Origin of the sequence: Pedobacter psychrotolerans, assembly GCF_004340665.1 — a bacterium.
Lineage (GTDB): Bacteria > Bacteroidota > Bacteroidia > Sphingobacteriales > Sphingobacteriaceae > Pedobacter > Pedobacter psychrotolerans.
This window is the reverse complement of the sequence record NZ_SLWO01000001.1, coordinates 498,250-512,145: the sequence shown is the minus strand read 5'-3', so window position 1 is coordinate 512,145 and position 13,896 is coordinate 498,250. Positions and strand designations below refer to the sequence as shown.

At 36.9% G+C, this 13,896-nt stretch carries 12 protein-coding genes; 7 read left to right on the top strand and 5 right to left on the bottom strand.

Features of this window, described 5'->3' with window-relative positions; genetic code table 11:
* Positions 1-77: 77 nt before the first annotated feature.
* Positions 78-2,768: a valine--tRNA ligase gene (locus tag EV200_RS02220; RefSeq protein WP_132529176.1), complete on the bottom strand. Its 2,691-nt coding sequence runs from the start codon at positions 2,766-2,768 to the stop codon at positions 78-80.
* 220 nt (positions 2,769-2,988) lie between these two features.
* On the opposite strand from EV200_RS02220, the gene EV200_RS02215 reads away from it, so the two are divergent.
* Positions 2,989-3,198 (top strand): DUF6434 domain-containing protein, encoded by a 210-nt coding sequence (locus tag EV200_RS02215; RefSeq protein WP_132529175.1) that lies wholly within the window; start codon positions 2,989-2,991, stop codon positions 3,196-3,198.
* 18 nt (positions 3,199-3,216) lie between these two features.
* On the opposite strand, the gene EV200_RS02210 is transcribed toward EV200_RS02215, so the two are convergent.
* The 3 genes from EV200_RS02210 to EV200_RS02200 form a co-directional block, all read right to left on the bottom strand.
* Entirely contained in the window at positions 3,217-3,849 is a 633-nt protein-coding gene (locus EV200_RS02210; protein WP_132529174.1) for a Uma2 family endonuclease, read from the bottom strand.
* Positions 3,850-4,013: 164 nt separating this feature from the next.
* Entirely contained in the window at positions 4,014-4,565 is a 552-nt protein-coding gene (locus EV200_RS02205; RefSeq protein ID WP_229676700.1) for a Uma2 family endonuclease, read from the bottom strand.
* 29 nt (positions 4,566-4,594) lie between these two features.
* Positions 4,595-6,565 (bottom strand): heavy metal translocating P-type ATPase, encoded by a 1,971-nt coding sequence (locus tag EV200_RS02200; protein ID WP_132529173.1) that lies wholly within the window; start codon positions 6,563-6,565, stop codon positions 4,595-4,597.
* Positions 6,566-7,003: 438 nt separating this feature from the next.
* Here EV200_RS02200 and EV200_RS02195 point away from each other — a divergent pair, with 438 nt between their 5' ends.
* The 3 genes from EV200_RS02195 to EV200_RS02185 all read left to right on the top strand — a co-directional run bounded on the left by EV200_RS02195 (position 7,004) and on the right by EV200_RS02185 (position 10,527).
* Entirely contained in the window at positions 7,004-9,040 is a 2,037-nt protein-coding gene (locus tag EV200_RS02195) for a M13 family metallopeptidase (RefSeq protein WP_132529172.1), read from the top strand.
* A gap of 209 nt (positions 9,041-9,249) precedes the next feature.
* Positions 9,250-10,041 (top strand): DUF2625 family protein, encoded by a 792-nt coding sequence (locus EV200_RS02190; protein ID WP_132529171.1) that lies wholly within the window; start codon positions 9,250-9,252, stop codon positions 10,039-10,041.
* A gap of 21 nt (positions 10,042-10,062) precedes the next feature.
* Positions 10,063-10,527, top strand: a complete 465-nt coding sequence (locus EV200_RS02185) for a DinB family protein (protein ID WP_132529170.1) — start codon at positions 10,063-10,065, stop codon at positions 10,525-10,527.
* A 1-nt stretch (position 10,528) separates the two neighbouring features.
* Here EV200_RS02185 and EV200_RS02180 read toward each other — a convergent pair whose 3' ends face one another.
* A complete protein-coding gene (locus tag EV200_RS02180; RefSeq protein ID WP_132529169.1) occupies positions 10,529-10,867 on the bottom strand; it encodes an MmcQ/YjbR family DNA-binding protein in 339 nt (112 codons plus the stop codon).
* A 155-nt stretch (positions 10,868-11,022) separates the two neighbouring features.
* Here EV200_RS02180 and mnmD point away from each other — a divergent pair, with 155 nt between their 5' ends.
* The 3 genes from mnmD (at position 11,023) to EV200_RS02165 (ending at position 13,890) form a co-directional block, all read left to right on the top strand.
* The gene (mnmD, locus tag EV200_RS02175; RefSeq protein WP_132529168.1) at positions 11,023-11,685 is read left to right on the top strand and encodes a tRNA (5-methylaminomethyl-2-thiouridine)(34)-methyltransferase MnmD; all 663 of its coding nucleotides are present in this window, start codon (positions 11,023-11,025) and stop codon (positions 11,683-11,685) included.
* A 67-nt stretch (positions 11,686-11,752) separates the two neighbouring features.
* Positions 11,753-12,700, top strand: coding sequence for an aldo/keto reductase (locus EV200_RS02170; protein ID WP_132529167.1), 948 nt, complete (start codon positions 11,753-11,755; stop codon positions 12,698-12,700).
* 80 nt (positions 12,701-12,780) lie between these two features.
* The gene (locus tag EV200_RS02165) at positions 12,781-13,890 is read left to right on the top strand and encodes an AI-2E family transporter (protein ID WP_132529166.1); all 1,110 of its coding nucleotides are present in this window, start codon (positions 12,781-12,783) and stop codon (positions 13,888-13,890) included.
* Positions 13,891-13,896 lie beyond the last annotated feature (6 nt).

Here is a 13,896-nt window from a genome sequence, read left to right as displayed (position 1 = left end):
AGCCCTTTAGAAAATGAATTCTAAAGGGCCATTCAAACCTATCAGGTTTTTAAAACTTCATAGGTTTATTTAATAATTTATCCTAGCATCACCAGGCTTTCTTCAATGATCTTGATTTTTGCCTCAGCATCTGCTTTTTTATTGCGCTCGTTACTGATAATTTCTGGTTTTGCATTTTGCACAAAACGTTCGTTACTCAACTTCGCATCAACAGATTTCAAGAAGCCTTGCAAATAAACCAGATCGGCACTTAAACGGGTGCGTTCTGCTTCTACATCAATATTTTCAGAAAGCGGAATAAAAAACTCATCCTTTCCAGCCATAAATGCAGTTGCACCGGCAATTTTATCATTAACAATTTCAGCTTCAGAAACATTAGCCAATTTGAAAACAATGTTCAGCCATTTTTCGTAATCGATATCAGAATTCACTTTTAAACTAAGTGGCAATGCTTCCTTTGGAGATATTTGTTTTTGATTCCGTACATTTCTGATTTCTGCAACCACCGTTTTTATCACTTCAGCATCTTTCAATAATTTTTCATCTATCGCGCCAGCTTTTGGAAACTCGGCAACGATACAACAATCCATTTCTCCACGTTCAGCAAACAAATCATCATGCCATAATTCTTCCGTTAAAAAAGGCATATTCGGATGCAATAACTTAATAATCTGTTCAAAAAAAGCAACGGTAGCCCTATAACTTTCTGCATCAATTGGTTGCTGATAAGCCGGCTTAACCATTTCTAAATACCAGGCGCAGAAATCATCCCAAACCAGTTTGTAGGTAATCATTAAAGCTTCCGATAAACGATATTGTTTAAAATTAGCCTCAATCTCAACCAAAGCTTCATTGAAACGATTTTCAAACCATGAAATCGCTTGTGTATTTGGGTTTTCTAAGTTTTCATCAACTTCCCAACCTTTAACCAGACGGAAGGCATTCCAAATTTTTGAGGCAAAATTACGCCCTTGTTCACAGTAGCTTTCATCAAACATCAAGTCGTTACCTGCAGGCGATGACATTAACATACCCACACGAACAGCATCAGCACCATATTTTTCAATCAGTCCAATCGGATCAGGTGAGTTACCTAATGATTTAGACATTTTACGACCTAATTTATCTCGAACAATACCTGTTAAATACACATTTGTAAATGGTTTTTTACCCATAAACTCATGTCCGGCCATGATCATACGAGCCACCCAAAAGAATAAAATCTCTGGTGCCGTTACCAAATCATTGGTTGGATAATAGTAGTTAATATCTTTATTATCAGGATTTTTAAATCCGTCGAATACGGAAATCGGCCACAACCAGGAAGAGAACCAGGTATCCATTACATCTTCATCCTGTTTGATAAAAGGCTCAAGCTGATGTTTAAAGCCAGCTTTATCGGCTTCTGCACCATGATCATCCAAATGCTTTTTATTCCAGAATTCTTCTAATGCTTCGTCCTTTGTTTTGGCAACTACCCAGTTTCCTTTATCATCATACCAAGCTGGAATTTGTTGCCCCCACCAAAGCTGACGGGAAATGTTCCAATCGCGAACGTTTTCCATCCAATGGCGATAGGTGTTTTCAAATTTATTCGGAATGAGGTTAACCTCACCGTTCAAAACATCATCCAAAGCTGGCTGTGCCATCTCTTTCATCTTTACAAACCACTGCATCGAAAGTTTAGGTTCGATAGCAGCATCTGTCCGTTCAGAGAAACCTACCTGAGATTTATAATCTTCTACTTTTTCTAAATGACCCGCCTCATCCAACAATTTAGCGATCTTTTTACGGGCCACGAACCTGTCTTCACCCACTAAGATTACGGCCAGTTCGTTTAAAGTTCCATCATCATTTAAGATATCAGTAACAGGTAAATTGTGTTTTACGCCCAATTCATAATCATTTAAATCATGCGCTGGCGTAACTTTTAAACAACCGGTACCAAATTCTATATCAACATATTCATCCTCAATTACTGGAATTTCATGATTAACCAGCGGAACAAAAACTTTTTTTCCTTTTAAATGGGTAAAACGCTCATCATTTGGATTAATACAGATCGCTGCATCAGCCATAATCGTTTCTGGACGAGTAGTTGCAACAACAAGATAGTCCGGAGTCTGAAGTCCGGAGTCCGCAGCCTTATCGCCAACAATGGTATAGCGTATGTAATATAATTTTTGATTTACTTCCTTACGGATTACTTCTTCATCAGATACAGCCGTTTTACCAGCAGGATCCCAGTTTACCATACGGATGCCACGATAAATCCAACCTTTCTTATATAGATGAATAAATGAATCGATAACAGCTGCAGAGAGGTCCTCTTCCATCGTAAAACGTGTACGATCCCAATCGCAGCTTGCGCCCAATTTCTTCAATTGCTCTAGAATAATTCCGCCGTATTTTTCTTTCCATTCCCATGCGTATTTCAAAAACTCCTCGCGGGAAAGGTCTTTTTTATCAATGCCCTGCTCCTTTAACATGGCCACAACTTTAGCTTCAGTAGCAATAGATGCATGATCAGTACCCGGAACCCAACAGGCATTTTTACCCTGCATACGTGCTTTACGAATCAAAACATCTTGAATCGTATTGTTCAACATATGCCCCATGTGCAATACTCCAGTTACATTTGGCGGCGGGATGACGATGGTATAAGGCTCGCGCTCATCAGGCTCTGAATGGAAAAACTTCTTTGATAGCCAGTAGCTATACCATTTATCTTCTGTTTCTGCAGGATTGTACTTAGTGGAAATGCTCATGAAAAATTAATATAAAAGCCCAAAAATAGCTAATTAAGCGCAAAGCTAAAAGACTAAAGCAGAAAGATAAATTTTGAAAATTTAGTGTATAGCAATATCCCCTCTTAAAAAGTATTTCTCTTATTAAAAGAAATATTTATAGGCTTCATTCAGATGGATGAAATTGTCTTGCTAAAGCCAAAACCTAACCAAATCAAAATAATTTTTTCCAAATTTGTTGATGAGTAAATTTAATTGGCATTCTGAACCTCTGAGTGATCAAACAATAATCACCAAAGATTTTAAAAACACACAAAATGTACGGCGTTATTTCCAATCACATTTCGGGGAAAGTTGGAAAAACAATCGAACCTTTATGGCTAGGTTTAAAGAGAATGATGGAAAGACTTTAAAAGAGGCAGTAGAAGAGTTTAAGGAACAATATACTTAATTGTCAATCCCATAAGCTTTAATCCAGATCCTGAAAAACATCATCTAGTGCCAATTCAAAACCTGGTAAAACTGATGAAGTTACTTTTTCACTTAAGGTAAATATTTTTGAAGGTTGAAATTTACCAAACTCATTTAAGGTATAAATTAAAATACTTTGATCGCTTTGGCTCACCACCCAATATTCTTTCACACCAAACTCTTGATAAATCTGATATTTATGTAACAGCTCCACTTTAGTATTCCCTGGGGAAAGAATTTCGATAACTAAATCTGGTGCGCCAATGCAGCCCCGATCATCTAATTTATTTTGATCGCATATGATACAGATATCGGGCTGTAATACCGTGAATACATCCTTATCCTGTTTACTTTCTTTAGGGAAACGGACATCGAAAGGTGCGTTATAAACCTCACAAGTTTTACCTTTTAAAAAATGGGCTAATGAATAAGAAATTCTAATCGAAATTTTTTGATGTATGCGTGATGGTGCAGGGCTCATCTTAAAGATTTTACCTTTAATAAGCTCTACCCGATCTTGAAAAAGCCAGTTTAAATAATTCGCATAACTGTAAGTTAATGACGCATCAATATCATTAAATTCCCTTACAGGTTCATCATGTAAATCTGGATAAGGAACTGGCTTATTCATAACCAAATATACTAAGATTTATAGTATAAAAAAAACAAAAGCAAAGTATAGGCAATTTTCTTACTTTAATTAATTTTCAGTCATCTAATCCAAGTCCTGAAACACATCGTCTAGCGCCAATTCAAAACCTATTAAAACAGAAGAAGTTACTTTTTCACTTAAGGTTAATATTTTGAAGGTTGATATTTACCAAACTCATTTAAGGTGTAAATTAAAATACTTTGATCGCTTTGACTCACTACCCAATATTCTTTGACACCAAACTCTTGATAAACCTGATACTTATGTAATAGCTCCATTTTAGTATTGCCCGGAGAAAGGATTTCGATAACTACATCTGGTGCACCAATACAGCCCCGATCATCTAATTTACTTTTATCGCAAACCACACAAATATCTGGCTGAAGTACCGTAAATACATTTTTATCCTCTTTACTTTCTTTTGGAAAACGGACATCGAAGGGTGCAGAATAAACTTTACACAATTGATTTTTAAGAAAGTTCGCTATTGGATTAAAAATGTTCCTGGAAATTTCCTGATGCATCCTGGATGGTGCCGGGCTCATCTTAAAAACTTTACCCTTAATAAGCTCTACCCGATCTTGAAAAAGCCAGTTTAAATAATTCGCATAGCTATAAGTTAATGACGCATCAATATCATTAAATTCCCTAACAGGCTCATCATGTAAATCTGGATAAGGAACTGGCTTATTCATAACCAAATATACTAAGATTTATAGTAAAGTTAAAACTTCATTTTCTGAATTCTAACTGCATTCAAAATTGCCAGTAAAGCTACACCAACGTCAGCAAAAACAGCTTCCCACATGGTTGCAATTCCACCAGCGCCTAAAATTAGAACCAATGCTTTCACAGCAAAAGCCAACGTAATATTTTGTATCACTACCTTTCTGGTTGCCTTGCCAATTTTAATGGCAGTTACAATTTTTGAAGGCTGATCAGTTTGTATCACCACATCAGCGGTTTCAATTGCAGCATCACTCCCCATGGCACCCATCGCAATCCCGATATCGCTGATGGCTAAAACTGGAGTATCATTAATACCATCACCAACAAAAGCAACCACATTATTTTTATCCTCTTTAATTTCTTCTAATCTGGAAACCTTATCTTCAGGTAATAAATCTCCAAAGTAAGAGCTGATGTTTAAACTCGTAGCTACCTTCTTTACAATACTGGTCTTGTCACCACTTAACATTACCACCTGACTAATGCCATTATGATGAAGTTGAGTAATCGCATCAGCTGCATCTTCCTTAATTTCATCGGCAATTAAAACATAGCCAGCATATTTTCCATCAATAGCTAAAACCACGATACTTTCAACCAGGTTGTTAATTTCTGGATTAAAATCGATATTAAATTTTGTCAAGAGTTTAGTGTTCCCTGCTAAGATTTCCTGGCCATTTACCACTCCTTTCAGGCCCATTCCAGAAATTTCCTCTACGTTTTCTGCCTGATAAATGATGTGATCTCCTGCGTATTGAACTATCGCCCTGGCAATTGGATGCGTAGATTTCGCTTCTAATGCAGCTAAAAGACTTATAAATTCATCTTCGCCAATATTGCTTTCTATCTTTTGAACATTGAAAACGCCTTTAGTTAGCGTTCCCGTTTTATCCATCACTACCGTATTTAATTTTGTAATTAAATCTAAAAAGTTAGAGCCTTTAAAAAGAATTCCATGAGCAGAAGCCGCACCTATACCACCAAAGTAACCTAGCGGAATAGAAATAACCAATGCACAAGGACAAGAGATTACCAGAAATACCAACGCACGATATAACCAGGTTTGAAAATGATACTCATTTCCTAAAATTAAAATTGGAACAAGCACCAAAGCAAGCGCTAAAAAAAACACAATTGGTGTATATACTTTTGCAAACTTGCGAATAAACAATTCTGTTTTTGCCTTTCTGGTTGTAGCATTCTGAACCATTTCTAAAATCCGAGATAGTGCACTGTCAGCAAAGATTTTTGTCACCTTAATTTCGATCACCTGATCTAAGTTAAGCATACCTGCCAGTACACTTTCTCCTTTATTAATAGTCCTCGGACTGCTTTCTCCTGTTAATGCGGCGGTATTAAAACTACTCTTCTCTGATTGCATTTCGCCATCTAAAGGAATTTTTTCGCCTACTTTGATTTGTATGGTTTCGCCAATGATTACCTTTTCCGGATTAACACTTTCATACTGTCCGTTGCGTAATACATGGGCTACATCAGCACGCACGTCTAATAATGCGGAAATATTTCTTTTTGCCCGATTTACCGCAGCCATCTGAAATAACTCACCGAAAGTATAAAAAAGCATCACCGTTACACCTTCAGGGTACTCACCTATGGCAAATGCGCCAATGGTTGCGATAGACATTAAAGAAAATTCAGTAAAGAAATCTCCCGCTTTAAAAGTTTCCCAAACCTCCTTCAATACAGGAATACCTACCGGTAGATAAGCAACAACATACCAGTAAGGCCGGATAATAGTAAAGGCATCAACTTTCAAAATATGGTCGAAAACAATTCCAATCAACAACATGGCTAATGTAACCAACGCAGGTAAATATGTTCTAAATGCAGATGGATCGCCACCATGATCGTGGTCATCTCCATCTTCATGCGAATGTTTATGTTGAGGTTTAGAATGGGCTTTGGTACTGCAGCAACTATCTTCTTGATCGTGATTATGGCTCATTATATTTATGCTAACTATATTATTTATTTAAATGCTGAAGGAAATACATTTTGACATTAACAATCTAATAGATCAAAAAATTATCAAAGTAGTAAAATGTGGCGTAAGCGACATCCTATCCACCATAAACCTTCATTTTAAATCTGTTAAATAACAGATGACCAAATTTAGAGAAAATTAAATGCTTTACGCTTAATCATTCTTGATAGTGATTTTTTTGACAAGCACACAATAAATAATGTTAAAAAATGTTAATACTGTTATAAAGATTGAAATCATGAAATCCATTAAAATCTCATTTTCAGCATCAGAAATTATCAGACGTCTCGGTTTGGCAAAAATATACTATTGGTTTAACAAGTAATATTCTTGGTATAAAGCTTCAGTATTAATTAGTATTTCATAAATTTCGCAGTAATAACTAACTTATTCAAACGAATGAAATACCAAAATTTGAAAACATATTTTGCCGCACTTGGTATAGTTGCTGCCGGCCTTTCTGCCAACGCACAAACCACGAAAAAATTTATTGACCCGGCAAACATGGATCTATCCGTAAAACCTGGAGATGATTTTTACACTTATGCCAGTGGTACCTGGGTTAAAAACAATCCTGTTCCAGCCAAAGAAACTCGTTGGGGCTCATTTAATGAACTTCGCGATTTCAACATCAATGCTGTAAAAACGCTAGTAGAAGATGCTGCAGCTGATAAATCTGCACCTGCGGGTTCAGTTAAACGCCGTGTCGGCGATTTTTTTGCCGCAGCAATGGATACTGTAGCTATTGAAAAATTAGGCTACACGCCAATCAAAGCCGATCTGGAAAAAATAAATCAAATTAAAGACATTCAGGGTGTTTTAGACCAGGTTGCTTACATGCGTGTGAGTGGAATGGGCAGCCCAATGTTCGGTGTTGGTATTGGTCAGGATCGCAAAAACGTAAGCAAATACATGGTTAACATTGGTCAGGGAGGTACAACTTTGCCAGATCGTGATTACTATTTAAAGGATGATACCAGAAGTGTTAAAATCCGCGAGGCTTACAACACCTATATGACTACCCTGCTTACTTTAACTGGAAGTGATGCTGAAGCTGCAAAACAAAAGGCTGCCACAGTTTTCAAAATCGAAAAACAGTTAGCAGAAGCGCAAATGAGCCGCATGGAAATGCGTGATCCATATGCCACTTATAATAAATTTACCGTAACTGATCTGAATAAGAAAACACCTGACATTAACTGGGCTGCTTTCTTGCCAAAATTTAAAATTAAGGGACAGGATACCGTTTTGGTGTCATCACCTAAGTTTTTGGCCAGTTTAGATGGCATGTTGAAATCAGTTCCACTGGCAGATTGGAAAACATATTTACAATGGAATATCTTGAAAAATTCTGCAGGAAGTCTAAGTTCTCCATTTGTTAAGGCAAATTTTGCTTTTACTCAGGCTCAAACAGGTCAGAAAGTGCAAACTCCACGCTGGCAACGCATGTCATCTTTAACTGATGGCACTATTGGTGAATTATTAGGTCAGCTTTACGTTGCTAAATATTTCAAACCAGAAGCGAAAGCAAGAATGGATGCCATGATTGTTAATTTACGCAAGGCTTTCGAGATCAGAATTAATGGCTTGGAATGGATGAGTGCAGAAACCAAGAAAAAAGCATTAGAAAAACTTGCTGCCTTTAAACCAAAAGTAGGTTATACCACAAAGTGGGAAACTTATACTGGGTTAGACATTAAAAGAGATACATATTTTCAGAACTTACGTAACGCGAGTATCTGGAGTTACAACGATAATGTAAACAGACTAGGCAAACCGGTTGATCGCAATCGTTTTGGTATGACCCCACCAACGGTTAATGCGTCATATAGCCCAACCATGAATGATATTACCTTCCCTGCCGGAATTTTACAGTTCCCATTCTTTGATCCAAATGCTGATGATGCGGTAAACTATGGCGGAATTGGTGCAGTAATTGGACATGAAATGAGCCATGGTTTCGATGATAGTGGAAGTCAGTACGATGCACATGGTAACTTAAAAAACTGGTGGACAGCTGAAGATAAAGCTAAATTCGATGCTAAAACAAAAGCTTTAGGCGAGCAATTTGATGCCTATACTGTTTTAGATACCGTTCACGTCATTGGTAAATTAACCATGGGCGAAAACATTGGCGATTTAGGTGGTTTAAACGCAGCTTATACAGCCTTCAAAATGACGAAGCAAGGTCAAAGTAATGAAAAGATTGATGGTTTTACGCCAGATCAGCGTTTCTTCTTATCATGGGCACAAGTTTGGAGAGGTAATATTTTACCAGAAAGTGCGGCACAATTAATCAAAACAGATCCACATTCTCCAGGCCCATACCGTACCATTGGAGCACCTGTTAATATGGATGCCTGGTATACGGCTTTTGATGTGAAACCTGGCGATAAATTATACAAAAAACCAGAAGACAGAATTAGAATGTGGTAAATAAGGTGGAGGTTTGAAAGGTAGAAGGCGTAAAGCTATTCCTCATTCGACCTAAATCTATACTCTACTAATTCATACATTATGCAAACGCTCCCACAACCATGGGAGCGTTTCGTTTTATTTTTCATCGAGATTTAATTCAGGATCAAACCAAAATCCATGAGAATCATTATATCTTTGATCCACTTATGCATCCATCGTCATTATCCATGAAAGCTACACTTAAAATTTTTTCCCTGCTGGCCTTAAGCTTAATGGCTTTCAGTGTTTCCGCTCAGAATAAACTCATCAGTTTAGATAAATTAATTAATAAAACAGACCCCGCCTGGCCACTGGTACAAAAGTGGATTGATTCTGCAAAGAATAAAGTAGAAGTTTTACCTGTTGATTCATCCAAAGCCAAAGAAGTGCTGTATAATGCGCAAATGACTACCTATGCTACCCTTGGATCAGTTATTTACAATACCGGCGGCATTATGGTAGACAATGGCTGGATCAGAATTTTAGGCTCAGGCAGTGAAAGATTAACACGCAATATCGCTGAATGGAACAAGGGTAAAACCATCAAAGAATATGGAGACAATATTCCTTATCTACTCATTGCCGATGATGCCGTTGGCGGTTTCTTCGCGATTAATTATGGAGGTTTAGGACCGGATGTTAAAAACGTTTATTATCTGGAACCCAATACACTAACCTGGCAACCCCTTGGTGCTGGCTATGGCGAATTCTTAATCTTTTGCTTTGATAGCGACTTGTCTAAATTTTACAAAGGCTTACGCTGGAGCACATGGGATCAGTTTATTGGTAATTTGGCCGACACCAAAACCTATAGTTTTCGCCCTTATCTATGGGAACAAGGCACAGATATTGAAAAGTGTACCAGAAAACTCGTAGGCATTGAAGAAATGTATAATTTCAACATTATGAAATCAAAAGAGTTGAATGCAGATAAAGGAATAAAGAAAGACGACACGAAAAAAGACGAAACGAAACAATAAACTTAATCTCGATTGAATAAAATGCCAAGCAGTGAAGAACAGATCAATCAAATAAAAAACACTAGAATATATATTTTAGATTTAGTAAAAGATTTAAGCATCGAACAGCTTAATAAAATTCCTGCTGGTTTTAATAATAATATCATCTGGAATATTGCACATTTAACTGCTGCGCAACAAAACCTCTGTTATTCAAGATCACACTTATTGCCTACTGTGGAAGATAAACATCTTTTCCCTTTCTTAAGTGGAACGAAACCAGATAGCCTCCTTAGTGAAATCGAAATAAAGGATATTTACAATACTTTTTTAGCCAGCATAGATCAATTTAAAATTGATTACGCCAACAATCTGTTTTTAAAATTCGATCAATGGGATAAACGCTATGGAATAAAATTAAAAAACATTGAAGATGCCATAAACTTTGTTCCTTTTCACGAAGGCATGCACATTGGTTACATCATGGCACTTAAGAAGCTGGTTTAGGTTAAATATATTTTGCCTGGATTTTCTTTGGCAATTTAGCCAAAACCATTGCTCTTGAATCAGCCACCCTTGATTTTAGTTCCTGATCATTAAAAACTTCGAGATTTTCAACCATAATCCATTGCCTTTTTGCCAAATGATAAGCCTGTGCAATTCCATCTCTTGCAGTTAATTCATCAAAATCATCAGGATTGCATTTTATCGAAAACCTGCTTCCCTCCTCAATAGCAATAATGATGTATATTTTTTCTTCGATCATAAAACACAAATGATCCCATTTCATTCCCTCGGTTGTACCCGGCAGACTTAAACAGTATTCTCTAAAAGATTCAATGTCCATGGAGTTGGTTTGGTGGTTTGGTGGTTTGGTGGTTTGGTGGTTTGGTGGTTTGGTGAAACTAGGATAGATTGTACTATGTTTGTATCATTATAACTCACTGATTCACGAAAATAATAATTTTTGATCTATTATCTTAAAATCGTTTAATCCAAACCATGAATATTATAACCCCAACTGCCGACGGTTCCAACACCCTTTATAATGAAACCATCGGGGAGCATTACCATAGCAAACATGGTGCTTTGCAAGAAAGCAGGCATGTTTTTATAGATGCCGGATTAAAATTTGTTTCAGCAGAAAAATCAGATATTTCCATTCTGGAGGTTGGCTTTGGAACAGGATTAAACTTTATACTCAGTGTAGATTATTGTTCTCAACATAACATTCATTTAGATTACACCAGTATTGAGGCTTTTCCACTCACCACTGAAGTGATTAATCAAACCGGTTATTCAGCATATGTTTCGTCAGAAATCTGGAATAGTTTTATTAGCAATTATAATGAAGCTTTACATCACCCACAAGCCCTATCCGAACATTGTAAGCTTGAAATTCCACATACCACACTCGACAACTTTACAACAGTAAAAAGATTTGACCTTATTTATTACGATGCTTTCTCCGTGCAGCATCAGCCTGAAATGTGGACGAACGAAATCATTGCCCATGCCTGCAATTTCTTAAAACCTGGCGGTACTTTTGTTACCTATGCCATTACCGGAAACCTTAAACGTGCGGTAAAAGCATGTGGTTTTACTATCGAAAAACTACCTGGTGCACCAGGTAAAAGAGAAATGCTCAGGGCAATTAAAATCTGACAAAAAGTAGACTGCAAGCAAAAACCACCATTCTATTAGTTTGTTAATCTATACAAAAGCGAATATCATGGAAAAAAGAACATTAGGAAAAACAGATTTAAATATAGCGCCCATTGTATTTGGAGGAAATGTTTTTGGCTGGACGATTGACGAACAGAAGTCTTTTGAAATACTCGATCATTTTGTGGATGGTGGTTTTGATTTTATCGATACAGCCGATGTATATTCACGCTGGGTTCCGGAAAATAAAGGTAGAGAATCAGAAACGATTATCGGCAACTGGTTAAAAAAGCGCAACAGACGCCATGATGTTGTTATCGCAACGAAAGTAGGGTCAGATATGGGGCAAGGCAAGTCTTTAAGAAAAGATTATATCATTAATCAGGTTGAACATTCCCTTTCCCGCCTGCAAACAGATTATATTGATTTGTACTTTTCTCATTTTGATGACGAGACTACGCCTGTTGAAGAAACGTTAAGCGCATATGAAATTTTAATTAAAGCTGGTAAAGTACGTTGGATTGGTGCCTCTAATTTTTCTGCTGAAAGGTTAAAAGAATCTCTGATTTTCTCTGCACAACACCATATTCCGAGATATGAAGTTTATCAACCAGGATACAATTTATTTGACAGAGAAGAATTTGAACGCGAACATGAAAAAATTTGTCTGGATCATGATTTAGGTGTAATCAGCTACTATGCGCTAGCCAGCGGTTTTCTAACCGGAAAGTACCGCAACGAAGAAGATTTAAAGAAAAGTCAGCGTGGTGGCGGCGTTAAAAAGTTTTTAAATGACAGGGGCTTCCAAATTCTCGATGCATTGGATCAGGTAGCAGATAAATATCATGTAGAACAAGCATCTGTAGCCTTGGCATGGCTTATTCATCATCCGTCCATAACAGCACCTATTGCAAGTGTAACAGATCTCAGTCAATTAAAATCTTTTACAGCAGCAGCCAATCTACAATTGATGCCAGAAGATATTTCTCTATTAAACAAGGCGAGCAGCTATTAACAAATAATCACTTATATTTAAATGCCCGATTAATCAAACATTTAATCGGGCATTTTGTATTAAACTGAATTTATAACACGATGAAAGAAAAACTTACTTTTTTGCCTAAGCTGGCCCTTGTTCTTTTTTGCCTAATTAGTCTAACATACATCGCGATTTTAGGACAATCGCTTTTGGCGCCATTACTTTTTTCTTTCCTGATGGCTATTCTCCTGCTCCCTGTAGGCAATTTTTTAGAACATAAGTTCAGGTTTAAAAGAAGTCTGTCTACTATTCTTGCCGTCATTCTAATGATTGCTGTAATTGGCGGTATTATCTATTTCTTCGGAAATCAATTAAGCGATTTATGGGCAGACTGGCCTTTACTTAAACAAAAAGCCAATGTCTCCTTTCATGAATTGCAACATTGGATCTCAACCACTTTTCATGTGAATACTGAAAAGCAACTGGCATATCTAAATGACAGCACAGAAAAGGCCTTGGCTACGAGCGCTACAATTGTGGCTACAACACTCGCCACCTTATCCTCAACCCTTTTGTTTTTAGGTTTCACCTTATTATTTACCTTCTTTATTTTAAATTATCGCAGGGTATTATTTACTTTCCTCACATCCGTTTTTAAAGAAGAGCATAAAGAAAAGGTAACTGAAATTGTCAGTCAGATTCAATACATTATCAAGAAATATATCATCGGTTTATTTTTACAGATGTTGATTGTAACGGTTTTGATGATCGCCATTTTAAGTTTATTAGGTGTCAAATATGCTGTTCTATTAGGCCTTGTAGCAGGCATTTTCAATGTCGTTCCTTATCTGGGTATCTTTTTCGCCTTGCTGGTAAGCTGTTTAATCACTTTTGCAACAGCAGGTGCAGGTAAGGTTTTGCTGGTTTTAATCACATTTATAGGTATTCATGCCATTGATGGCAATATTCTAATGCCACTGGTTGTTGGCTCTAAAGTAAAAATCAATGCCCTTTTTGCCTTCCTCGGAATCATCATAGGCGAAATGATCTGGGGTATTTCAGGCATGTTTTTATGCATTCCTTACCTGGCCATGTTAAAGATCATATTTGACCGGGTAGACAACTTGAAGCCTTGGGGAATTTTAATGGGCGAAGAATATAAACCCCAAAAGAAAAAGCGTGTTTACCAAATCACCAAAAAAATCAAGTTAGAAGAAAAAGATTAATAGTAA